The sequence below is a fragment of the Mycobacterium sp. NPDC050041 genome (genome assembly GCF_049541695.1).
Lineage (GTDB): Bacteria > Actinomycetota > Actinomycetes > Mycobacteriales > Mycobacteriaceae > Mycobacterium.
The window spans coordinates 888,223-909,133 of sequence record NZ_JBMVDG010000001.1 but is presented as its reverse complement, the minus strand read 5'-3'; the positions used below and the strand labels follow the sequence as shown (position 1 = coordinate 909,133).

Below are 20,911 nucleotides of genomic sequence, written 5' to 3'. Positions count from 1 at the left end.
CGTGACCCAGCCGCGATCACTAGTGAACGCGGACGATGATCTCGGAGTGGCCGAGCCGGATGACGTCGCCGTCAGCCAACTGCCACTCCTGGACCGGTGCGTTGTTCACGGTGGTGCCGTTGGTCGAGTTCAGGTCCGACAGCAGCGCGACCTGTCCGTCCCAGCGGATCTCCAGGTGCCGGCGCGAGACGCCGGTGTCGGGCAGCCGGAACTGCGCGTCCTGGCCGCGTCCGATCACGTTCGCGCCTTCGCGCAGCTGGTAGGTGCGGCCGCTGCCGTCGTCGAGCTGCAGGGTGACGGTCGCGCCACCGGCCGGGTAGTCGCCCTGCCCGTACGCGCCGCCGTAGCCGCCACCGGCCTGCTGGCCGTACTCGTAGTCGCGGCCCGCGGGCTCGGCGTAACCGGGCTCGCCGTAAGCGGCCGGCTCGGCGTAGCCGCGTCCGCCGCCGTACTCCTGCTGCCCGTAGTCCTGGCGTCCGTACTGGCCGCCGCCGTAGCCACCCTGGTCGGGGTAGCCGCCCTGATCCGGGTAGCCGCCCTGATCCGGGTAGCCGCCCTGGTCGGGGTAACCGGGCCGGCCGGCGGGCGGCGCGCCGTAGCCACCGTCCTCGTGCCTGCCGGGTGCCGGGGGACGGCCGTAGTCGTAGTCGGCGCCGGGCTGCCCGTATCCGGACTGGCCGCCGCCGTAGCCACCGGGACCACCGGGGCCGGCGGGACCGGGCCGGTAGCCCTGGTCGTAGCCGCCACCGGGTGGCGGGCCGGGCGGCGGGCCGTAGCCGCCGGGACCTGCGGGGCCGCGCTGCTCATAGGACGGCGGCGGGTAGCCACCCTGGTCCGGGTAGCCGCCACCGCCCTCGGGGTAGCCACCGCCGTCGGGGTAGCCACCCTGCTCGGGGTAGCCGCCGCGGGGCGGGTAGTTCGGCTCGCCACCCTGCTGCGCCGGGTAACCGCCCTGCTCGGGCGGGTAGGCCGCGCGTGGATCGTCGCCCTGGCGTCCGTACCGCTCGTCGTAGTACTCGTCGCCGGGCCGCCCCTGTCCCTGGCCGCCGCCGCGGTACGTCGGATTGTCGGTCATCGGTGGTACTCCTGATCCTGCGTCGAACGCATGCTCTCGGTGTGCTGGGGCGGGTTCGCCGGTGGTCGAGTCTGGGTTGACCGCGCACCGCGCGCGGAATTGGCCGGTGTGCAGATTCGGGGACTGCTCGAATCTGACGACCACATCACCATACGTTTGCCACCCCTGATCATGGATGTATCCCTCCAGATGTCTGGCGAATGTGGTCGAGGTCAGGTCCGGGTCGGCGCTCACCTTCTGGTAATCGGAAACACCGAGGGTAATTACGTAGTCGTTCGGCGCCAAAATGCGGTCGCGGCCGACCTCGCGGGTGCCGGCCTCGGCTTCGCGGCGCAGAAGCGTCTCGACCTCCTGCGGGACGATCGATCCGCCGAAGACACGGGCGAAGGCGTCCCCGACGGTGGACTCGAGTTTGCGTTCGATGCGGTCGAGAGGACCCATGTCACCGCCCGCCTCACTCGTGTCGTCGCTCGGCCCCGCTCACCTCGGCCTCCCACCGCGTGTCGCTCGGGCTCTTTCCTGCAGTGCATGGTATCGGCCCAGCACTGAACTGCGGGACCAACAGAACTCTGAGAATCCTGTCGTCGCAGGTCAGGGACGCGATCTTGGGCGGCGCAGGGGTTGCTGGAGGCTCTGGTCGGCCCGATCTGTACGGTTTGGGAGCCGAGGCGCTCGGGTGATAGGCTCCCTCGGTCTTCAGGGCGAGTGGCGGAATGGCAGACGCGCTGGCTTCAGGTGCCAGTGTCCTTCGGGACGTGGGGGTTCAAGTCCCCCTTCGCCCACACTCGACAAGGGTCACGGATCTCCGGGTTCGTGACCTTTGTCATGTGGTGGGCCGCCATGCGCCGTCGCGAGGATCCCGCACCTCTTCCCCGTCTGCACTGGGGTAGCCGGCTACCCGGTACCCGCCCGCCGAGTCCTGAGAGCATCGCCCTGTAGAGCCTGGGGAGGTGTGATGCGCGATCCAGCAGAGCGGCTCGGGCCGTGCGAGTTCGGACATCGGGCATGGTGACCGAACCGGACACGCATGCACGGCCGGTGCCCCACGAAAGCCCCGGACGCGCAGCGGCGTCCACGGCGATCGGCAGTGATGTTCGGACCGTCTCCCGGACGCTTTCGGTCCTGCTTGTCGCGACCGTGTTGATCGACGGCGTCTTCGTCTTCGCGTTGGCGGTGCGCGATTTCGAGATGACCCGCACGGCGTCGTCGACACTCGGCGCGGGCTTGTTACTCGCCATCGCGATCGTGTGCGTCTGGGCGTTCACGGCAATAGTGCGCAAGTCGGCGAGCTGGTTGACGGCCGTCCTCCTGAGCCAGATCTCCATGGCGTTCTTCGCCGGCTATGTCTGGTTGATCGACCTTCGGAGTCCCGTCTCACAGCTCACCGGTTGGACCGGATTCGTCCTGACGCTCGGCGCATCCGCCGTGTGGTGGATCGTGTACCTCGGACCGCATGCCAGAGCGACGTTCACCAGAGGCGTCGCCGTTCTCGCGGCGGTGGTCCCGCTGCTCGGTCTCTTCCAGTACTGGCTGGACACGGACTACCTGCCGCGCACCTCCAGGCCACTGATCGACGTTCGGGCCGACCTGACGCCCGTCGGCAGCACCGGCCACATCGTGCATCTCCAGGCGAAGGTGACGCTGCACAACCGCGGCACCGTGCAGGCCGACATCGGTGGAACGCTGATGCGTGTGGTGGCGTATCCGCGAGGGCAGGCGCCCATGGACGCGCAGCCGGTCGATGTCGCGGCGGGAATGGATTTCAGCGGCTGGACCGCCGGACGAGATTTTCGAGCCGGCCCGACACCGGCGGCCGCCGCCCGACTGGTGTACGCCGACGACTTCGACACCGCCGGCGCCTTCCTGCTGCCGGGCATGCAGAGCGACTACAAGAAGGTGGTCGACGTAGACATTCGTCAGGTGGGTCTGGCGCGCCTTTCCGTGAGCGCCGCCTTCATCACCCAGCGGCGGGTGACCGACACCCGCACCTGCCTTCCGCCACGGGTATCCCTGCGCCAGCAGCCCGTCGAATTCTCCGAGACCGTCACCAAGCTCGTGCCCACCGCGGCCGGGGGCAGTTTCCTGTGCATCGAGAACGAAATCGCCCCGCGCAACGTGGTGCACGACCTGGTGTCCGATCACCCGCTGCTGCGGGTGTATCTCGTCATCGACGACCCCAGCCGGGAGAGCGTCGAGTATCCCCAACTCTTCGCCGCGTACGGCACTCGCAGCTCGATTGACGACGCGAAGCAGGACCCGGAAGAGGCGTTCAAGATCGACGACGCCAACCCCAGCGTCGTCTTCAAGAACGTGGTCGCCGAATACGCGCCGAAGGACGCCGACCTGACGACTGCCGGCGCAGTTCCGCCGAGTTGATCGGCGACCCCGGCGGTCACGTTCCTAGACGACGTCGGTGATGGTGCCCGAGACGTCGGCGCGCACCTGCTTGCTGCTGCGTTCGCCATCGACGTTGATGAACATGGTCACGCTCTCGTCGAACGGGATGTTCCGCTTGACGATCACGCTCTGCACCTCGCCGCCCGGGATTGCGGCCATCGTCACCGCGCCGACGACGGCCGCCTCGATGGCGCCGGTCTCGACCTCGTTGACGGAGAACAGGTTCTCGCCGAGAGCCTCGACGTCATCGCCGTAGTCGACCGGACGCGACGGCCCGACGACGCCTGCGGTGTAGGTCCACTGGTTGAGCTCGGTCGGGGCGTTGGGGTCGACGGCCTGGACGGTGAGATTGCCGGCGATGATCGTCACCTCCACCACCTGCATCGGGTCGGCGCCGACCTTCTCCTCGACCGCCGCATAGGCGGCGTCGATGCCCTCAGCGGTGAACAGGTCGCCGCCCGCCGCGGCCTGGGTGATCCTTTCGGTGCCCGACGTGACGACCTGCTCGGCCGCCTGGGCTGCCACGTCCCTGATCTCCGTGGCTTTCGAGCAGCCGCTCAACGCGGAGATCGCGAGGACTCCGGTGGTGAGTGCGATTCCGATGCGGGTGGCGTTCATGTCTTCCTCTCACGATGTCCCGTCCCGGCGGGTCCGGCCGGGACGCAGGACAGAGCGTCTCGGCGTGAGCTCACTACCGATCACGACTTCGGGACGGCTCAGCGGACGACGCGGTACCGCAGGTGGGCGACGCCGGGAGCTTCCATGACTCGGACCAGTTCGAGTTGTGGGTGGCCTGCCGCGAACCCGTCGAGCAGTCGCTCGCCCGACCCGAGGATGACCGGATTCACCTGGAGGTCCAGTTCGTCGACGAGCCCGGCGTGCAGTGCCTGCCGGGCGCAGGACGCGCCGCCCGCGATGGAGATCGGGCGTTCTCCCGCTGCCTCCGCCGCGAGCGCGTAGGCGGCTTCGACACCGTCGGTGACGAAGTGGAATGTCGTCCCGCCGGACATCTCGATGGGGTCGTGCGGGTGGTGGGTGAGGACGAACACGGGGCAGTGGTAGGGCGGCTCGTCGCCCCACCAGCCCCGCCACGGTGAATCACCCCACTCGCCGCGGATCGGCCCGAACATGTTGCGGCCCATGATGGTCGCGCCCATGTCGTCGAGCATCTCCGCGACCACCTGGCGATTGGCCGGGTGGTCCCTGGCAGGTCCGAGATGCCAACCGTGCAGCTGCTCTCCGCCGACTCCGAGTGGGTGGTCGACGCTCTGGTGCGGGCCGGCGACGTAGCCATCGGCGGATATCGACATCGAGAGGTTCGTTCGAGGCACTGCATTCTCCGTTCGTTCGGGTGCTGGTGAAGACCGCGGCAGGGCCACGAACTCATCGCTGAGGCGCGGCCGGCGTTACCGTTGCACCACAACGCACACACCATGTACGTGGGGGAGCACCATGTCACGGAGTTCGGCAGGCCAGGCACCCGAAATCCGTGGCGCGGGAATCCGCTACGCGACGGGCGCCTTCCTCGGCTACACCGCGCTGATGATGGTTCTCGAACGGCGGCTGCGCCGGACCGGCGGCCCGGGCATCATCCCATTCGAGCTGGCCCGCACCCCCGCCCGCGCCGAGAGCATCATGGGCCGCTGGGGCCCCGGTGGTCGGCGCACGGCGCGCACGTCCCTGTGGCTGGACTTCGGCTACATGGCCACCTACGGCGTCCTCGCCGGCCTGCATGTCGACCGTGCGCGGCGGGTTCTCGGCCACCCGCGCACGCCGGTTCTGCTCGTGGTCGGCGCCGTCGCCGGAGACGCGATCGAGGGCGCGTCACTGCTGAACGTGTTGAGCGGCAATCAGATTGCCGTACACACGCGACGCGCGCACCTGGCGGCCTCGATCAAGTTCGCCCTGCTGGTCGTTGCGGGTGGATACGTCGTCGCCGCCCGGGTGACTACTCGGCGATCCGCCCCGCGTCCTCGGGGCGGCCGTGGTCACGGCGGTGCCGCAGCGCGGACAGCCGCGCGGAAAGCTGGGCGTCCCAGACCCGCTCACCGGTGGCGAACGCGGTGAGTTCCGCCCGGTTCAGCGTCGCCCGCCCACCGGACACGTCGCCGCGCGCGGCCTGCACGTCGGCCAGCAGCGCGTAGTACAGCGGCAGGAAGATGCGCGTCCCGTCGCGGGAATGGGTGGCGATCGCGTCGCGCATCTCCTCGGCGGTGTCCTCACCCGCCGGCCCCAGCGCGCGCGCCCAACCTCCGATGATCCGTGCTGTGCCCGCCAGCTGATCGAAACCAAAGCCGGTGAGCCGCTCGACCGTCGCCTCGGCCTGCTCGGCGAGCCACGCGTGGCTGCCGCGGATCGCATCGACCTGCAGCTGCGAGGTCAGCAGGATCGCCGATCCGAACGTGTCGTTGCGGCCCTCGGCGAGTTCGAGCCCGGTCGCCACGAGTGCCCGTGCCCGCTCGGGCTCACCAAGCAGTGCGTGCGCCCACGCCGCGACGCCGTAGCCGCGGACGTCGAAGGTGGCCATGTGACCGTGGCGGCGCCAGTCCACCGGCGGGAGTTCGTGCAGCAGCGTCTCGATGCGGTCGAGGCAGCCGTCGACGTCGCCCGCCGCGAAATCGGTCAACCCGCGCAGGTAGTACCCGGCCGATCCGGCGACCGCGTCACCGGTGTCGGCGAACAGCTCGATCAGCCCGTCGGCCATCACCGCGCCCTCCCGGTACCGGCCCGCCCCGCAGGCCTCCAGGCAGCGCAGCGCCCGCTCGACGGTCACATGCCCGATCTGCGAACCGATCTCGTGGGATCGCCGCAGCGCGGCGGACACCGCGGCCGACGTCTGGCCCGTCACGACCGCCTCCGCCGAGGCCAGTTGCAACCACAGGTCGGCCTCCTGGCGCAGCCGGTCCGGCCCGTCGGGCAACCGCTCGCACACCTGCAGGCCTCGCCGGCTCAGCTCGGCCACCTCGCGGTAGGCCGACCGGCTCCACGCCGTGGCCGCGGCCCGGCCGAGCAGCGTCAGCGCGTCTGCGGCGTCCAGCCGGACCCCCGCCCGCCAGGCGTGGTCGGCGCCCGCGACGGCGTCCTCGTCGAGCGCGCCGGCGTCGGCGAGCAGCACCCGGGCGACATCGGCGTGCAGCCGGCTGCGGTCCCGCGGGTCGAGCCTGCCGACCACGGCGTCACGGACGATGCCGTGGCTGAAGCGGTAGCGGCCGGCCTGCTCGGGCACCAGTAAGGCTGCGCTGACCGCAGCCGCCAGCCGGTCCTCCACGACGTGCGCTGCGACACCGAGCACGGCGCCGACGCGGGTCGACGACACCGCGATGCCCAGCACCGCCGCGGCGCTGAGCGCGGTCGCGGTGTCCGCGGGCAAGGCGGCCATCCGGCCGCCGATGACGCCGGTGACGGCCGGCGGCACACCGTCGGCGGACAATGCCGCTGTCGCGCCGTCGAGTTGGCGGCGTTCCATCAGCAGCCGGGTGAGTTCGGTGAGATACAGCGGGTTGCCCCCGGTGCGGGCGACGAGCTGGCCGGCCACCGCGTCGGTGGGCGTCACGCCGCTGAGATGCTCGACGAGCTCGGCGGCGCGATCGGCGTCGAGGCCATGCAACCACATCGAACGCAGGTCGGCACCGGCCAGCAGCCGCGACAGCTCCTCGCCGGGACGTGCGGCGTCGCCGTGCTGCCAGGTGGCCAGCACCAGCAGCGGCAGCCGGGGGAGCGCGCCCGTCAGCACCGCGAGGGTGTCGCGACTGAGCGGGTCGGCGAGGTGGACGTCGTCGAGGACCACCACCGTCGGCTCGCGCACCAGCGCCCCGACGGCGGTGGCCATCGCCTCGACCATCCGGCGGTCGCCGTCGGCGCGGGGCGGGGCGGGCTGATGGACCGGGTCGCCGGTGCGGCCTGCGAGCTCGCGCAGCACCTGGTTCCACGTCCACCACGGCGACAGGTCGGCCGCGGCGCGGTGCCCGATCCAGAGCGTCGTCGCACCCAAGGCTTCGGCACGGCGGGCGGTCTCGGCGGCCAGGGCGGTCTTGCCGATGCCGCTCTCGCCGACGATCACGGTGGCGCTGCCCTGCCCGCCGACGGCTGCGGCCAGTCGATCGTCCAGTTGGCGGACGTCGTGGCCGCGGCCCACCAGGGGACGCTGCCGCGGTCGGGCGGGCGCCGCCTTGGTCGACGCGGTTGGGTCGCGCCGCAGATGTGCTGCCTCCGAACGGATGTCGTGGGCGAGCCGCTCGGCGTCCGATCCCGGCGCGACCCCGAGTTCGCGGTCGAACACCGTGCGCATCCGGTCGTGGGCACGCAGCGCGTCACCCCGCCTGCCTGCCCGGTAGAGGGCGAGCATCAGCTGCTCCCAGAGCCGTTCCCGCAGTGGATGACCGGTGACCTCGGCGCTGATCTCCGGCACCAGGCCGGCGTCCTGCCCGAGCTGCAGCCGCGCGTCGAACACCGCCTCGACGCAGTCGAGTCGCACGACATCCAGCCGGTGCACCTCGTCGACCGCGAAGGACAGGTTCCGGAAGTCACTGAGCGGCTCGCCATGCCACAGGGCGAGCGCCCGGGACAGGTGCGGCAACGCCGCCTCGGGATCGCCGTCGGCGAGCAGGCGGCGGCCGAGATCGGTGGCCGCCTCGAAGGACTGGCAGTCGAGGGAGTCGTCACCCAGGCGCAGCAGGTAGCCGTGACCCTCGGTGAGCAGCCGATCGGGGCTGCGGCCGTCGCCGAGCACCCGGCGCAGATTCGCGACGTAGGCGCGCACGGAACTCACCGGCTTGCTGGGCGGGGCGCCGTCCCACACCTTGTCGATCAGCACGTCGACGTCGACCACCGCGTCGGCGGAGATCAGCAGCACCGCGAGCACCGCCCGCTGGCGTAGCCCGCCGAGCTCGATGCGACCCCCGTCGGCCGTCACCCGCAGCGGACCCAGCAGTGAGTACTGCACACCGGCTCCGTTCGCACACCCCTGCGGAGCGGTTTGCTCCAGCGGTGAGTTTCTCACTCCTGGCCGCAGATCGGGTGGCGTTGGTACCGGCGCTCAGCGACTCTCGAGCAATGCCTGTCCGAGGTGTTCGCCTTCCTCCACCCCCGGCAGCACCGCGAACGTCGCCGACCCGACGGTGGTGGTCCACTCGTTGAGTGCGTCCGCCTCGGCGAGGCGCTCCTGCACCGGCACGAATTGGACGGCCGGATCCCGCTGATACGCGGCGAAGATCAGCCCGCTGTCGGTGGTGCGGTCACCCGCGGGCGGGTCGTCGTAATTGTAGGGCCTGCGCAGGAACTGTTCACCGTCGTTGCGGTGGCGGGCCAGCGCGACGTGGCTGTTGGGCGGGATCACCGGGATGCCGCCGGCCGTCGCGGTCAGGTCGGGCTCGTCGGTCTCGTGCCTGCCCGTCAGCGGGGCGCCGTTGTCGAGCCGCCTGCCCACCGCCAGCTCCTTGCTGGTGCGGTCCAATTCGTCCCAGGTGTCCATCTCGGCGCGCACCCGGCGCAGCACCAGCACGGTGCCGCCGGCGAACCAGCGCTGCGCCTCGCCGCCGTCCCACACCAGCCGGTCGAACGCCGCGTCGTCATGCAGATTCGCGGTGCCGTCGAGCTGGCCCATCAGGTTGCGCATCGTCCCGCCCGACGGGTCGGCGCCGTGGGCGTTGCGGAACCCGCGCTGCCGCCACCGCTGGATCGTCATGGCCCGTACGTTCTTCAGCAGCACCCGGCTGGCGTGCGAGACGGCGATCGGGTCGTCGGCGCAGATCTGCAGCAGCAGGTCGCCGCCGCAGAACCGGGCGTCCAGCCGGTCGGTGTGGAAGGCGGGCGGATCGGCGACCGTCGGTGGCCGCAGCCGCGCCAGGCCGGTGCGGTCGAACACGGCGGGCCCCAGACCCACGGTGACGGTGAGGCGGGCCGGCCGCTGCGCCAGTTCCGGCTCGGTGTCCGCCAGCGCAGGCCGGCCCTGGGTGAGCCGGGCGGCGTCGGCGGTCCACAGCCGCAACACGGCGGCCAGGGTGTCACGGGCGCTGCGGGATTCGTCGGCGCGCAGGTCGAGGGCCAGGAACAGCGCGTGCGCCTGCGGCGCGGTGGCGACGCCGGCCTGGTGCGGCCCGTGGAACGGTTCGACCGAGCTCCCGAATGCCGTTGCCGGGGTGGCGGACTGAGCGGCGCTGCACTGGGTGAGCGCGGCACCGGCGGCCAGTGCGGCGGCACCCCCGGTGAGGAGGTGCCGCCGGTTGACCGCGAACCGCTCAGCCATGGTGGTGTGGCGACGCGGCGGGGTGGTACTCCTCGTCGGCGCCGGGGAAGTCGCGCACCTGCGCGGTGACCGGCAGCGCCGAGCCGTCGTCGAAGAGCACGGTCAGCGCCACGTCGGCGCCGGGCCGCATCGGCTCCCTGAGGTCCATCAGCATCAGATGGTCGCCGCCCGGGGTCAGCTCGTGGGCGGCGCCCGCGGGCACCGCGATCCCACCGGCCTTGGGCCGCATCGACTTCCCGCCGCCGTCGGCCACCACCTCGTGCACCTCCACCCGGCCGGCGGCCGGCGACTCACCGCCGACGAGGCGGGCGTCGTGGTGGCCGGTGTTGGTGAGGGTGCCGAACACCGCGACCATCCCGGCGTCCGACGCGCTCACCCACTGCTCGGTGAAGGTGACCGTGGCGGCCATCGACTCCTCGTGGTGGCCGTCCTGCGACGTGCACCCGCTCAGCAGCAGGCCCGCCGCGACGGCGCACGCCAGTGCCCTACGCATCGGCGGCCGCCCCGCGTCGCTTGACCGCACCGACCACGAGGTCGGCCACGAGGAACGCCGCGAGGCTGAGCCCGAACAGGGGCAGGAACCAGCCCACCGCCACCGCGGCGACGACGAGCGCGGTGGTCGCGGCGGGCGGCAGGTTGCGCAGCGTCCCGCGCAGCGGCGGCCGGCCCGCGGCCCATGCCGATCCTCGGGTGGGCCTGCGCTGCCACCACATCAGATAACCGCGGACGACGACGGTGATCAGCCCGACGGCCACCAGGGCGAGCACGATCTGGTTGGCCACGCCGAACAGCACGCCCATGTGCGCGTCGATCGCCCAGTCCTTGAGCTTGGCCAGGAACGGCCAGTCCGCCTGGTTCACCCGGTCGAGGACGGCGCCGCTGCCCGGGTCGACCGCGATTGCGTCGGCCCGGGTCGGCCAGTCCCGCTTGTTCTCCGCGGCCTGCCACGCCTCGCCTGCTTCGGCGGGCGGCGACAGCCACATCGGCCCCTGCAGCCCGGCCCGCTCGGCGGCGCGCAGCACCACGTCGGCGCCGCCGCTGTCGGTGGCGGCCGCCCCGCCGTGGCCGCCGTGGTGGTGATCGCCCGCGGTGGTGTCCGGGCCCGGTGCGGCGGTCAGTGCGGTGTCGACGGCGGGCGCCGAGCTGTTCAGCCGGGCCTGGATGAGGTCGACCGATTCGCCGCCGTAGCGCGACCAGGTGATGCCGGTGACCGACAGGCCGAGCAGCGCGACCACCACCCACACCCCGACGGCGCCGTGCCAGGACATGGTCCGCCGCCGGTCCTTCTTGTCGCGGTCCGGTGTGGCCAGCCGCCGCAGCTTGCGGGTGTCGCGCCGGTGCAGGACCCACAGCGCCAGCCCGGCCAGCGATATCACCCACAGCCAGCTCGCCGCGAGCTCGCTGTAGTTGCGCCCGACGGCGTCGAGGTGCAGGTTGCGGTGCAGTTCGTCGAACCATGCGCGCGTCGGCAGCCACTGCCCGTAGGTGGTCAGCGCGCCGCGCACCTCCCCGGAGTAGGGATCGACGAACACCGTGCGGGCGTAATCGGGCGGTACGTCGTCGACCGCGAGGCGCACCCACGTGGTCTCGTCCGGCGCGGCCGGCGGCCGGATGCTCGCGACGGTGCCCTCCGGATGGGCGGCGCGTGCGGCGGCGAGCTGGTCGGACAGCGGCAGGCGTTGGTCGCCGACCTGCGCGACGGTCAGCTCGTGGCGGTGCACGAAGGTGTCGATCTGGGGGATTAGCGCGTAGAGCAGGCCGGTGACGGCGGCGATCAGGATGAACGGGCCGACGAAGACGCCCGCGTAGAAGTGCAGGCGCATGAGCAGCGGGCGCAGGCCGCGCAACCGCTGCCGGGCCGGCGGAGCGCCGGACGGGTCGAGTGGGGCGTGGACGTCATCGTCCGGGGTGGTGGTCATGACAGGTGTGAGCCCTTCGGGCCGGGGCGGCGCGGCACACGATGCGGCGCCGCCGACGTGATGCCGCTCGTGCGGCGGTCAGCGGGTATGGGAAGACGCCGCGTCGGTATGACGGCGGCGACGAAGGCGAAGGGTGGCCGTCAGGCGGCCGAGAGCAGACCCGCGGGCGGCGCGCGCATTCCGAGACCGGAATGCGGCAGAACCGGAAGGACCACAACGACATTCGTCGTCCAGCGGCGTACCGCCGGGACGGGGCCGGCGACGGCCGTGGCGAACAGGCGCAACCAGCGCAGCACCGAAGCGGCCACCACGTAGGCGTATTCGACCGAGGAGATCGCGACGCCGAGCACCACGGCGGCCGCGAGGTGGGCGGTGACCATGGCCGGGCTGAGCCCGGCGCCGCCGACGTGGTGATGTCCGCCTGCCATCACGAGGTGGCCGAGCAGCTGGGCGACGGCGAGCGCGGCGGTGAGCACCGCGGGCCGGGTGCGGCGCCCGGTGAGTTGGAGGCCGCCGACCGCGCCGCCGACGGTGAGGCAGACCAGCGCGGCGACGACGAGCGCGGAGCCCTTGGGCAGGTTGCCGCCGGCAGCGGCGTGCGCGCCGGTGGTGAAGACGGTCGAGCAGACGCCGACCAGCCCGCCACGCATCCAGCGCGCGCGGGAGACCGGTGTGCTCACCCGCCGCACGTTACCGGCACCGCTACTGGCGGCGTGCACGTGTTCCTGGTGTGCGCTATTCCGCGAGAGCGAGGACGCTGCGCGACCTAGTCGAACATTTGCGCGGCCAACACCGCCTCGCCCACCCGACCGTCAGTAGGGGCCGACTTGCTCGTTGATGCGCCGGCAGGCCCGCGACAGCGTCTGCACATCTGTGGCGGACAGCGCGTCGAACACGAGTCGCCGGACGTTCGCCACGTGCCCGGGAGCCGCCTCCTCGATGCGAGCACGGCCGGTGGCGGTGATGACGGCGTTGATGTGGCGACCGTTGGCGCGGTCTCGTTCGCGTCCAACGAGGCCCTGCCGCTCGAGCCGCGTCACCAAGTGGGACAGCCGGGACTGTTCGGCGTTGGTCAGCACGGCGAGGGTGGACATGCCGACGGTGCCGTCCGGTGCTTCGGAGAGTGCAGCCAGCACGTAGTACTCGAGGAAGCTGAGATCGGAGTCGCGCTGCAGTTGGACGTCGAGGGCGGTGGGCAACCGGGCCACGGTCTCCACCAGGGCCCGCCACGCCGTCATCTCCCGATCGTCGAGCCACTGGACTGTGTCATCGGCCACGCTGGGAATGCTACCGGAACGCTTGAATGTTCATATGTGCAGCAGGTAGACATATGAACGTTCAAGCGTGGGGTGTCTCGCAGGTTGAGGTCGACCCACGCCGGCGAAGAAAGAAGGATTCTCATGAGTGACCTCAAGATCGGCGTGATTCTCGGCAGCACGCGGCCGGGTCGGAACGGCAAGGGAGTCGCCGACTGGGTGATCGAAAAGACTGCCGGCCGTCCAGGAGTGACCTACGAGCTGCTGGATCTCGCCGACTACCCCCTTCCGCTCCTCGACGAACCAGCGCCGGCGTCCATGCAGCAGTACACGAAGGAGCACACGAAGCGATGGGCGGCCAAGGTCGCCGAGTTCGACGGCTTCGTCTTCGTGAGTCCCGAGTACAACCACTCGACCTCTGGCGTCCTCAAGAACGCTCTGGACTTTCTGAATGTCGAATGGAAGAACAAGGCGGCCGCGCTGGTCACCTACGGATCGGTCGGCGGTGCTCGCGCGGCGGAGCACCTCCGCGCGATCCTGAGCGAGCTGCAGGTGGCGCACGTGCGCCAGCAGATGACCTTCTCGCTGTTCACCGACTTCACCGACTTCACGAGGTTCACCCCCGGACCCCAGCACGACGACTTCTTACCTCTGATGCTGAACCAGCTCGAGGCGTGGGCGGGCGCGCTGAAGACGCTTCGCAGCCCGGCCGAGGCCTCGCCGGCGGCGTGACGACAACGACACGGCAGGAGACCCATCATGGGCATTCTGGACAGCAAGGTGGCTCTCATCACCGGCACGGGCGGAGGTCAAGGACGTGCGGCCGCGCAGGTGTTCACACGTGAAGGCGCGCTGGTGATCGGAGCCGACATCGACACCGCCGCCAACGCCGAGACCGTCCGCCTGGTGCGAAGCGCGGGCGGTGAGATGACGGGAGTCGCTCCGGTAGATCTGACTGACGAAGAGCAGGTCCGCAGACTCGTCGAGCGCGCGGCTGCTGTGTACGGCGGTCTCGACGTCGTCTACAACAACGCTGCGATTGCGCACTTCGGGCCGATGCCGAACTTTACGTTCGAGCAGTGGCGCGCGACGATCGCCGGTGAACTAGACATCCCGTTCCTCGTCTCGAAGTTCGCCTGGCCTCACCTCGTCAGCCGCGGAGGCGGCGTCATCCTCAACGTCGCTTCCCAAGCCGGGGCGATCGCGGGGCGTGTTCCACCGATGGTGGCGCATGCTGCCGCGAACGCCGGGGTCGTGGGAATGACCCGCCAACTCGCGCTCGAGGGCGCACCTCATGGCATCAGGGCCATCGCCATCAGCCCCGGACCCGTCCTGACGCCAGCCAGTGACCGGGACCTGGGCGACGACCAGGTCGCCCGCGACGCGATCACGAGCAAGACCTTCCTGAAGCGGTTCGCTCAGCCGGAGGAGATCGTCGAGGCCGCGGCTTTCCTCGCCTCGGATCGCGCGTCGTACATCACCGGCGCCAACATCGCCATCGACGGGGGTGCGACTGCGTGGTGATCACGCGGACGAAGACATTGCCAGGTATCGCGTTTCGCGCTTCGGTAGTTGACGGTCATTCCCGGGCTTCGGCTCGAGGCATTGGCGATCACGGCATAGCCCATGCCGGGGTAGGCGGTCACCAGAGCTGCGCCGATGCCCTGTGAGGCGCCGTTGATCAACGCGTCGCGGGGCCCATGGGTACGGGGTTCAGTGCGCGGCGACGACCGTCTCGCCGAACTCGCGGACGGTGTCCGGCGCGGCGAAGTCGGCGAACCACACGTAGAAGCGCTGTGCGCCCTGCTCGGCCAGCGTGCCGAAGTGGTCGGTGAGTTCGGCGGCATCGCCGCACACCAGCCCGGAACCCAGATGGCCCCACCGCCGCCGGCTCTTCTCGATGACGGCGTCGCGGTCGGCGTCGCGGCCGACGAAGCCGACCATCTGCTGCACCGACGCCCGCGCCGTGCCGATCTGCGGGAGCAGCTCCGGCAGCCGGTGCACGTAGCCGGCGGGCAGATTCCACCAGTCCGCGTGCTCACGCACCAGGCCGAGCATCCGCGGCCCCACCCCGCCGAGCAGCAGCGGGATCGGGGCGCTCGGGACGGGCTGCTGCGCCCCGGCCCAGTACCGCTTCAGGTCGGTCAGCGTCTGCGCGAGCGCCGCGACCCGGTCGCGTCCGGTGGCGGTGCCGAACCCGAACCGCGCCAGCTCGTCGGGCATCGACCCGGAACCCAGGCCGAGCTCGAACCGGCCGCCGGAGGCCTCGGCGAGGGTGACCGCCTCCTTGGCCAGCGTCGCCGCGTGCCGGAACGGGTCGCACAGCACCAGATGCCCGACCCGCAGCCGCTCGGTCCGGGCCGCCACCCAGGTCGCGGTGATCATCGCCTCCCAGATCGGGCTGTCGGGGGCCATCGGGGTCTCGAGGTGGTCGAGCATCGCGATGCCGGTGAATCCGCTCGCCTCGGCGACCCGGGCGCGCATGACGATGTCGTCGATGCCCTGCCTGCTCTGCGGTAGGTACAGCCACCATTCCGGCATGTTCACTCCTTCTCGACCGCCCCGAGGGTAACGTCATTCTCGTAAATGGATAAGGCGTTCTCGGATCGGGAGGTGGGCGCGGTGGCGGGACGTTGTGCCGGCATGGTCGCGTTGGTGACCGGCAGCAGCAGGGGCCTCGGCAGCGCGATCGCCCAGCGGCTGGCCGCCGAGGGCGCCGTGGTGGCGCTCACCGCCCGCACAGCCGAACCGGACCCCAAGTACTCCGGCTCGTTGGTCGAGACGCTCGAGAAGATCACCGCCGCAGGCGGATCGGGGATCGCGGTCGCCGCCGACCTCTCGGACCCCGGCGACCGCGAGCGGATGTTCGCCGAGGTCGTCGAGCGCATCGGCGCGCCGGACATCCTGGTCAACAACGCAGCGGTGACGTTCCTCCGCCCGCTCGACACGTTCCCCGAGCGGCGGGTCCGGCTGATGATGGAGATGCACGTGCTCGCCCCGCTGCACCTGACCCAGCTGGCCATCCCCGCCATGCGCGAGCGCGGCCGCGGCTGGGTGCTCAACCTGACATCGGTCGGGGGCGACCTGCCCGAGGGGCCGCCGTTCTCGGAGTTCGACCGCAGTGCGGGCTTCGGCATCTACGGCACCGCGAAGGCGGCCCTGAACCGGCTGACCTTGAGCCTGGCCGCCGAGCTGCACGCCGACGGCATCGCCGTCAACGCCGCCGCCCCCACCAACCCCGTCGCCACCGAGGGCGCCGGGGCGCTCGACCTCGCCAAGGTGGACACCGAGGACATCTCGCTGATCACCGAGACCGCACTGGCGCTGTGCACCGGTGACCCCGCCACGCTGACCGGCCGGATCGCCCGCACCCAGTCGTTCCTGCGGGAGATCGGGGCACTGTCCTGACCCTGCCCGACGGACTCGCCGACCGGCTGGCCCCGCGCGGCGTCTCCGGTCTGCGGCCGCTGGCGGGCGGTGCGTCCAGCCTCACCTTCGCCGGTGACCTCGACGGGCGCCGCGTGGTGGTCAAGGTGGCGCCGCCGGGGGTGCCGCCCACCGCCCATCGCGACGTGATCCGGCAGGCCCGCATCATCTCCGCGCTCGGTCCGACCGCGGTGCCGGTGCCCGAGGTGCTGCTGCAGGACGCGGGCGACCCACCCGCGGTGCCGCCGCTGTTCGTGATGACCCGCCTGGCCGGTGACAGCTTCGAACCGCTCTTCGACCCACCCGGCGAGGCGGCAAATCCTGTTGTCGCTCAACGGTTCCGGCATGCCACCGATGTCCTGGCGACACTGCACCGGCTGACGCCCGCGGACATCGGGGCGCACGGCGAACCGGTGGTCGGCGCCGCGGCGGAGATCGACCGCTGGTGTGCGACGCTGCAGACGGTGGACCGGTCACTGGCACCGGACTGGCCGGACACGGCCGACGCACTGCGCGCCGGATTGCCCGCACCGATGGGGCCGAGCATCGTGCACGGCGACTTCCGGCTGGGCAATCTGCTCGCCGTCGACGGCTCGGTGACCGGGGTGATCGACTGGGAGATCTGGTCGGTCGGCGATCCGCGCATCGACCTGGGCTGGTTCCTGGTCAACGCCGATCCGGCGACCTACTCCCGGCGGTCACCCCACGCCGGAGCGGTACCGCCGCGCGACGAGCTGCTCGAGCGGTATGGCGCCGTGTCCGACGCCGCATGGTTCATGGCGCTCGCGTGCTTCAAGTCGGCGGCCACCTGGGGCCTGATCGTCAAGCACAATCGCAGGCGCACGTCGCCACGACCGGAACTCGAGGCGATGGCACCGGTGCTGCCGGGATTGCTGGCGCGGGCGCGGGCGCTGCTGGCCTGACCGCACCCGGCCGGCGAAGAAGGTGTGATCGGTAGGGCGGGCGGCGGCATAGATTGGTGTCATGTTCGGCACATTCATGCTCGCGGCGGCGTACCTCACCCGGTACCGCCGCACCGGCGCCGCCGCCGACCTCGCCGTAATGCACCAGTTGCTGGAGCAGACCGCGGCGGCCGCTCTCGGCATCGCGTGGGTGGCCCACTACGAGCGCACCCGCGCGGTCGCCGACCTCGCCGTCGCCACCCGGTTCCTCGAACGGGCACTGACGCAGACGTCGCGCGACGACGCCCTGCGGCCGTGGCTGCTCGCCCACCTCGGATTCGCGTTCTGGGTCAGGCACTCCCACCATGGATCGCTCGACGATCTCGACCGCGCCGTCACCTACAGCCAACAGGCCTGCGCCGCGACGACGGCCGACCATCCCGCCCGCGGTCTCGTCGAACGGTTCCACGTGGCGTTGGCGCCTGCCGCCTGACTGTCAGCCCCTGGCGACGCCGGCGAGCCGGTCGGCGAACTTGGCCTCCGCGGCGTCGCGGCGCCGGAGCAGGTGTTCGGACGGGAAGGCGTCGGGCGACGGTTCGACGTCCTTGAGCAGCTGCCGCGCCAATGTCACCTTGTGCACCTCGGTCGGCCCGTCGGCCAGACCGAGCACGAACGACTCGGTCATGTATTGCACGAACGGCATCTCATGTGAGGTGCCCAGCGACCCGTGGATCTGCAGGGCCCGCGCCGACACGTCGTGCAGCACCTTTTGCATCATCGCCTTGACAGCGGAGATGTCGGCCCGCACCGCCTTGTAGTCGTTGAACTTGTCGATCTTCCAGGCGGTCTGCAGTGTCAGCAGGCGGTAGGCCTCGATCTCCATCCACGAGTCGGCGATCATCTCCTGCACCATCTGCTTGTTCGCCAGCACCTCGCCCTGGGTGTGCCGCGACACCGCGCGTTCGGTGATCATGTCGAAGATGCGCCGCACCAGCCCGACAGTGCGCATCGCGTGATGGATGCGGCCGCCGCCGAGCCGGGTCTGCGCGACCACGAACGCCCCACCCCGCGGGCCCAGCATGTGATCGGCAGGCACCCGGACGTTCTCGTACCGCACGTAGCCCTCCCGTCCGCCGCCCCCGAGCGGCTGGTACCCGAGGCCGACATCGCGCAGCACGTTGATGCCCGGCGTGTCACCCGGCACCACGAACATCGAATAACGTTGATAGGGCGGGGCATCCGGGTCGGTCATCGCCATGACGATGATGAACGACGCCATCGACGCGAACGACGAGTACCACTTCTCGCCGTTGATCACCCAGTGGTCACCGTCCTCGGTCGCGGTGGTGGTGAACACCTTCGGGTCGGCGCCGCCCTGCGGCTCGGTCATCGAGAAGCAGGAGATGATGCGGTTGTCGAGCAGCGGTTCGAGGTAACGCGCCTTCAGCTCCGGCGTCCCGTAGTGCGCGAGGATCTCACTGTTGCCGGAATCGGGTGCCTGCGAACCGAACACGATCGGCGCGCACTCCGACCGGCCGAGGATCTCGTTGAGCAGCGCGAGCTTGACCTGACCGTGGCCCGGCCCGCCGAGATGCGGTCCGAGATGGGTGGCCCACAGCCCGCGGTCCTTGACGATCTGCTGCAGCGGCGGGATCAGGGCCTGGCGCACCGGGTCGTTGAGGTCGTGCGACTCCTTGACGACGTAGTCGATCGGTTCGCACTCGGAGCGCACGAAGTCCTCGACCCATTCGAGCTCAGCTGCCCACTCAGGGTCGGTACAGAAATCCCAGGCCACGCGATGTCCTTCCGTCGAACTGTGGTTACGACCACTTCTGTCTGCGTGCCGCCGCGTCGTCGGTGGCATGGGTGAGCACCTGGTTGCGGTTCTCCAATTCGAGCGCCGCGTGCAGATCACCGGCATCGGTGTTGACGTGCAGTGCGCGTTTGGTCAGCTGCACGCCCAGCGGGGACAGGCCGGCGACGGCCGCGCCGAGGTCGAGCGCACGGTCGAGCAGTGCGTCGGGTTCGACGAGCTGGCTGACCAGTCCGCGGCGGTCGGCTTCCTCGGCAGTGACGGTGCGGCCGGTCAGCATCCAGTCGGCGGCGACGCTGGTGCCGACGATCCGCGGCAGGTGGTAGCTCATGCCCATCTCGGCGCCGGAGAGCCCGAGCAGGATCGCCGCGTTGCCGAATGTCGCTGTGGTGGCGCTGATCCGGATGTCGGAGGCCAGGCACAGCGCAAGGCCCGCGCCGACGCAAGGCCCGTTCACCGCGGCGATCACCGGCTGCGGGAGGTCGCGCACCGCGGTCGGCAGCGCCGCCATCGACTCCTGGAAGCGCAGCCGGTCGATGGCCGGGGCGTCGGCTGCGACGGTGCCGGGCCCGAAGTCGCGGACGTCGATGCCGGAGCAGAAGCCGCGACCGCTGCCCGTCAGTACTACGGCGTGCACGGTCATGTCGGTGGCCAGCGCGGCGAGCGTCTGCATCAATTCGTCGCGCATCTCGCCGTTGATGGCGTTCAGCCGCGTCGGCCGGTTCAGCCGGAGCAACGCGACACCCGGGCGGGGCACGTCGAGGGCGAGCGTCGTGGTGATGAGCACTCCGAGGGAAGACGGATTCGCGGTCAGGGAGAATCGTATTCTCTGCGCGGCGCGGGGTGCAACGGCGGTTACCCCCAGGGCGGCCGGGTACGCCGGGGACCATGACCTCATCAGCGAACAAGCCACTGCGTGCCCTCGGTCTGGTCTGCACGCTCAAGCCGAGCCCTGACGAGTCGAGCAGCTCGGTGATCACCGAGCAGGTGTTCAAGCACCTGCGTGACGGTGGCGCCGAGTGCGAGAGCTTGCGGGTGGTCGACTACGCGGTGGCGCCCGGTACCGAGGCCGACATGGGCGACGGCGACCAGTGGCCGACCATCCTGGAGAAGATCGTCGCCGCCGACATCCTGGTGGTCTCGACGCCCACCTGGGTCGGCCACATGTCCAGCGTCGCCCAGCGGGTGCTCGAGCGGTTGGACGCCGAGCTGTCGGAGACCGACGACGCGGGCCGGCCGCGCCAGGTGGGCAAGGTGGCGCTGGCGACGGTGGTCGGCAACGAGGACGGCGCGCACAAGATCGTCGCCGACCTGTTCCAGGCGCTCAACGACATCGGCTACACGATCCCCGCGCAGGGCTGCACCTACTGGAACGACCAGGCGATGGGCGGCACCGACTACAAGGACCTCGACGAGACGCCCGAGGCCGTGGAGAGCACCACCGCGTCCGCTGCCCGCAACGCCCTGCATCTGGCGAAGATGTTGCGCGACAACCCGTATCCGCCGTACGGCTGATCAGGCAGTGGTGTCGCGGGCGCCGAGCCGGAGGTGCTCGATGTGGTAGACCGCCTCGTCGAGCAGCTGCGCGACGTGGTTGTCGTACAGCCGGTAGACGATGTTGCGGCCGTTGCGGTCGCCTGCCACCAGTGCCAGCGCCCGCAGCAGCCGCAACTGGTGCGACACGGCCGGCTGCTCCATGTCGACGGCCGCGGACAGCTCGGTCACCGTGCAGGGTGACTGGCGCAGTCGGGTGAGGATGCGCAGCCGGTTGGGGGAGGCCAGCGCCTGCAGGGTCTCGGCGATCATGGCGGCCGAGGACGCGTCGAGTGCGGCCGGTGGCGCCGACCGGCCCTGCACCCCATGACCCATGCGTTCATTG

21 protein-coding genes and 1 tRNA gene are annotated in these 20,911 nt (G+C 70.8%); 9 read left to right on the top strand and 13 right to left on the bottom strand.

Annotated elements, in window-relative coordinates:
- Nucleotides 1-19: 19 nt before the first annotated feature.
- Nucleotides 20-1,516: a DUF3662 and FHA domain-containing protein gene (locus ACPCHZ_RS04400; protein WP_423483612.1), complete on the bottom strand. Its 1,497-nt coding sequence runs from the start codon at nucleotides 1,514-1,516 to the stop codon at nucleotides 20-22.
- A gap of 258 nt (nucleotides 1,517-1,774) precedes the next feature.
- Here ACPCHZ_RS04400 and ACPCHZ_RS04395 point away from each other — a divergent pair.
- Both ACPCHZ_RS04395 and ACPCHZ_RS04390 read left to right on the top strand, forming a co-directional pair.
- Nucleotides 1,775-1,857, top strand: a tRNA-Leu gene (locus ACPCHZ_RS04395).
- A 355-nt stretch (nucleotides 1,858-2,212) separates the two neighbouring features.
- Entirely contained in the window at nucleotides 2,213-3,451 is a 1,239-nt protein-coding gene (locus tag ACPCHZ_RS04390; RefSeq protein ID WP_423483611.1) for a hypothetical protein, read from the top strand.
- Between the two features lie 24 nt (nucleotides 3,452-3,475).
- On the opposite strand, the gene ACPCHZ_RS04385 is transcribed toward ACPCHZ_RS04390, so the two are convergent.
- Together ACPCHZ_RS04385 and ACPCHZ_RS04380 are read right to left on the bottom strand one after the other, a co-directional pair.
- The gene (locus ACPCHZ_RS04385; protein ID WP_423483610.1) at nucleotides 3,476-4,090 is read right to left on the bottom strand and encodes a hypothetical protein; all 615 of its coding nucleotides are present in this window, start codon (nucleotides 4,088-4,090) and stop codon (nucleotides 3,476-3,478) included.
- 98 nt (nucleotides 4,091-4,188) lie between these two features.
- A complete protein-coding gene (locus tag ACPCHZ_RS04380) occupies nucleotides 4,189-4,803 on the bottom strand; it encodes a dihydrofolate reductase family protein (protein ID WP_423483609.1) in 615 nt (204 codons plus the stop codon).
- Nucleotides 4,804-4,924: 121 nt separating this feature from the next.
- Here ACPCHZ_RS04380 and ACPCHZ_RS04375 point away from each other — a divergent pair, with 121 nt between their 5' ends.
- Nucleotides 4,925-5,539, top strand: coding sequence for a hypothetical protein (locus ACPCHZ_RS04375; RefSeq protein WP_423483608.1), 615 nt, complete (start codon nucleotides 4,925-4,927; stop codon nucleotides 5,537-5,539).
- Here ACPCHZ_RS04375 and ACPCHZ_RS04370 read toward each other — a convergent pair.
- The 6 genes from ACPCHZ_RS04370 to ACPCHZ_RS04345 all read right to left on the bottom strand — a co-directional run bounded on the left by ACPCHZ_RS04370 (nucleotide 5,421) and on the right by ACPCHZ_RS04345 (nucleotide 12,912).
- Nucleotides 5,421-8,414, bottom strand: a complete 2,994-nt coding sequence (locus tag ACPCHZ_RS04370) for a BTAD domain-containing putative transcriptional regulator (RefSeq protein WP_423483607.1) — start codon at nucleotides 8,412-8,414, stop codon at nucleotides 5,421-5,423. The genes ACPCHZ_RS04375 and ACPCHZ_RS04370 overlap by 119 nt on opposite strands.
- Nucleotides 8,415-8,507: 93 nt before the next feature.
- Entirely contained in the window at nucleotides 8,508-9,716 is a 1,209-nt protein-coding gene (locus ACPCHZ_RS04365; protein WP_423483606.1) for a Dyp-type peroxidase, read from the bottom strand.
- Nucleotides 9,709-10,209: a copper chaperone PCu(A)C gene (locus tag ACPCHZ_RS04360; protein WP_423483605.1), complete on the bottom strand. Its 501-nt coding sequence runs from the start codon at nucleotides 10,207-10,209 to the stop codon at nucleotides 9,709-9,711. The genes ACPCHZ_RS04365 and ACPCHZ_RS04360 overlap by 8 nt, the downstream gene beginning before the upstream one ends.
- The gene (locus tag ACPCHZ_RS04355) at nucleotides 10,202-11,635 is read right to left on the bottom strand and encodes a PepSY-associated TM helix domain-containing protein (RefSeq protein ID WP_423483604.1); all 1,434 of its coding nucleotides are present in this window, start codon (nucleotides 11,633-11,635) and stop codon (nucleotides 10,202-10,204) included. The genes ACPCHZ_RS04360 and ACPCHZ_RS04355 overlap by 8 nt, the downstream gene beginning before the upstream one ends.
- Nucleotides 11,636-11,775: 140 nt before the next feature.
- Nucleotides 11,776-12,315 (bottom strand): hypothetical protein, encoded by a 540-nt coding sequence (locus tag ACPCHZ_RS04350; RefSeq protein ID WP_423483603.1) that lies wholly within the window; start codon nucleotides 12,313-12,315, stop codon nucleotides 11,776-11,778.
- A 132-nt stretch (nucleotides 12,316-12,447) separates the two neighbouring features.
- Nucleotides 12,448-12,912, bottom strand: a complete 465-nt coding sequence (locus tag ACPCHZ_RS04345; RefSeq protein ID WP_423483602.1) for a MarR family winged helix-turn-helix transcriptional regulator — start codon at nucleotides 12,910-12,912, stop codon at nucleotides 12,448-12,450.
- Between the two features lie 123 nt (nucleotides 12,913-13,035).
- Here ACPCHZ_RS04345 and ACPCHZ_RS04340 point away from each other — a divergent pair, with 123 nt between their 5' ends.
- Both ACPCHZ_RS04340 and ACPCHZ_RS04335 read left to right on the top strand, forming a co-directional pair.
- Nucleotides 13,036-13,623 (top strand): NADPH-dependent FMN reductase, encoded by a 588-nt coding sequence (locus ACPCHZ_RS04340; RefSeq protein ID WP_423483601.1) that lies wholly within the window; start codon nucleotides 13,036-13,038, stop codon nucleotides 13,621-13,623.
- Nucleotides 13,624-13,650: 27 nt separating this feature from the next.
- Entirely contained in the window at nucleotides 13,651-14,415 is a 765-nt protein-coding gene (locus ACPCHZ_RS04335; protein WP_423483600.1) for an SDR family NAD(P)-dependent oxidoreductase, read from the top strand.
- 189 nt (nucleotides 14,416-14,604) lie between these two features.
- Here the strand turns inward: ACPCHZ_RS04335 and ACPCHZ_RS04330 are convergent, their stop codons facing one another.
- Entirely contained in the window at nucleotides 14,605-15,432 is an 828-nt protein-coding gene (locus tag ACPCHZ_RS04330) for an LLM class flavin-dependent oxidoreductase (RefSeq protein WP_423483599.1), read from the bottom strand.
- Between the two features lie 45 nt (nucleotides 15,433-15,477).
- Between ACPCHZ_RS04330 and ACPCHZ_RS04325 the strand changes: the two genes are divergently transcribed.
- The 3 genes from ACPCHZ_RS04325 (at nucleotide 15,478) to ACPCHZ_RS04315 (ending at nucleotide 17,712) form a co-directional block, all read left to right on the top strand.
- A complete protein-coding gene (locus tag ACPCHZ_RS04325; protein ID WP_423483598.1) occupies nucleotides 15,478-16,299 on the top strand; it encodes an SDR family NAD(P)-dependent oxidoreductase in 822 nt (273 codons plus the stop codon).
- A complete protein-coding gene (locus ACPCHZ_RS04320; RefSeq protein ID WP_423483805.1) occupies nucleotides 16,296-17,240 on the top strand; it encodes a phosphotransferase family protein in 945 nt (314 codons plus the stop codon). The genes ACPCHZ_RS04325 and ACPCHZ_RS04320 overlap by 4 nt, the downstream gene beginning before the upstream one ends.
- 61 nt (nucleotides 17,241-17,301) lie before the next feature.
- Complete coding sequence (locus ACPCHZ_RS04315; protein ID WP_423483597.1) at nucleotides 17,302-17,712, top strand: hypothetical protein; 411 nt, start codon at nucleotides 17,302-17,304, stop codon at nucleotides 17,710-17,712.
- A gap of 3 nt (nucleotides 17,713-17,715) precedes the next feature.
- On the opposite strand, the gene ACPCHZ_RS04310 is transcribed toward ACPCHZ_RS04315, so the two are convergent.
- Both ACPCHZ_RS04310 and ACPCHZ_RS04305 read right to left on the bottom strand, forming a co-directional pair.
- Complete coding sequence (locus tag ACPCHZ_RS04310) at nucleotides 17,716-19,014, bottom strand: acyl-CoA dehydrogenase family protein (protein ID WP_423483596.1); 1,299 nt, start codon at nucleotides 19,012-19,014, stop codon at nucleotides 17,716-17,718.
- Between the two features lie 25 nt (nucleotides 19,015-19,039).
- Nucleotides 19,040-19,819, bottom strand: a complete 780-nt coding sequence (locus ACPCHZ_RS04305) for an enoyl-CoA hydratase/isomerase family protein (RefSeq protein ID WP_423483595.1) — start codon at nucleotides 19,817-19,819, stop codon at nucleotides 19,040-19,042.
- A 101-nt stretch (nucleotides 19,820-19,920) separates the two neighbouring features.
- On the opposite strand from ACPCHZ_RS04305, the gene ACPCHZ_RS04300 reads away from it, so the two are divergent.
- Nucleotides 19,921-20,547, top strand: coding sequence for a flavodoxin family protein (locus ACPCHZ_RS04300; protein WP_423483594.1), 627 nt, complete (start codon nucleotides 19,921-19,923; stop codon nucleotides 20,545-20,547).
- On the opposite strand, the gene ACPCHZ_RS04295 is transcribed toward ACPCHZ_RS04300, so the two are convergent.
- Entirely contained in the window at nucleotides 20,548-20,901 is a 354-nt protein-coding gene (locus tag ACPCHZ_RS04295) for an ArsR/SmtB family transcription factor (RefSeq protein ID WP_423483593.1), read from the bottom strand.
- Nucleotides 20,902-20,911 lie beyond the last annotated feature (10 nt).

What these genes read in the sequence shown, in the direction of transcription:
- ACPCHZ_RS04400 (WP_423483612.1), bottom strand. Translation starts at nt 1,516, where the DNA reads ATGGGTCCTCTCGACCGCATCGAACGCAAACTCGAGTCCACCGTCGGG.
- ACPCHZ_RS04385 (WP_423483610.1), bottom strand. Translation starts at nt 4,090, where the DNA reads ATGAACGCCACCCGCATCGGAATCGCACTCACCACCGGAGTCCTCGCG.
- ACPCHZ_RS04375 (WP_423483608.1), top strand. Translation starts at nt 4,925, where the DNA reads ATGTCACGGAGTTCGGCAGGCCAGGCACCCGAAATCCGTGGCGCGGGA.
- ACPCHZ_RS04365 (WP_423483606.1), bottom strand. Translation starts at nt 9,716, where the DNA reads ATGGCTGAGCGGTTCGCGGTCAACCGGCGGCACCTCCTCACCGGGGGT.
- ACPCHZ_RS04360 (WP_423483605.1), bottom strand. Translation starts at nt 10,209, where the DNA reads ATGCGTAGGGCACTGGCGTGCGCCGTCGCGGCGGGCCTGCTGCTGAGC.
- ACPCHZ_RS04355 (WP_423483604.1), bottom strand. Translation starts at nt 11,635, where the DNA reads ATGACCACCACCCCGGACGATGACGTCCACGCCCCACTCGACCCGTCC.
- ACPCHZ_RS04340 (WP_423483601.1), top strand. Translation starts at nt 13,036, where the DNA reads ATGAGTGACCTCAAGATCGGCGTGATTCTCGGCAGCACGCGGCCGGGT.
- ACPCHZ_RS04335 (WP_423483600.1), top strand. Translation starts at nt 13,651, where the DNA reads ATGGGCATTCTGGACAGCAAGGTGGCTCTCATCACCGGCACGGGCGGA.
- ACPCHZ_RS04330 (WP_423483599.1), bottom strand. Translation starts at nt 15,432, where the DNA reads ATGCCGGAATGGTGGCTGTACCTACCGCAGAGCAGGCAGGGCATCGAC.
- ACPCHZ_RS04325 (WP_423483598.1), top strand. Translation starts at nt 15,478, where the DNA reads ATGGATAAGGCGTTCTCGGATCGGGAGGTGGGCGCGGTGGCGGGACGT.
- ACPCHZ_RS04315 (WP_423483597.1), top strand. Translation starts at nt 17,302, where the DNA reads ATGTTCGGCACATTCATGCTCGCGGCGGCGTACCTCACCCGGTACCGC.
- ACPCHZ_RS04300 (WP_423483594.1), top strand. Translation starts at nt 19,921, where the DNA reads ATGACCTCATCAGCGAACAAGCCACTGCGTGCCCTCGGTCTGGTCTGC.
- ACPCHZ_RS04295 (WP_423483593.1), bottom strand. Translation starts at nt 20,901, where the DNA reads ATGGGTCATGGGGTGCAGGGCCGGTCGGCGCCACCGGCCGCACTCGAC.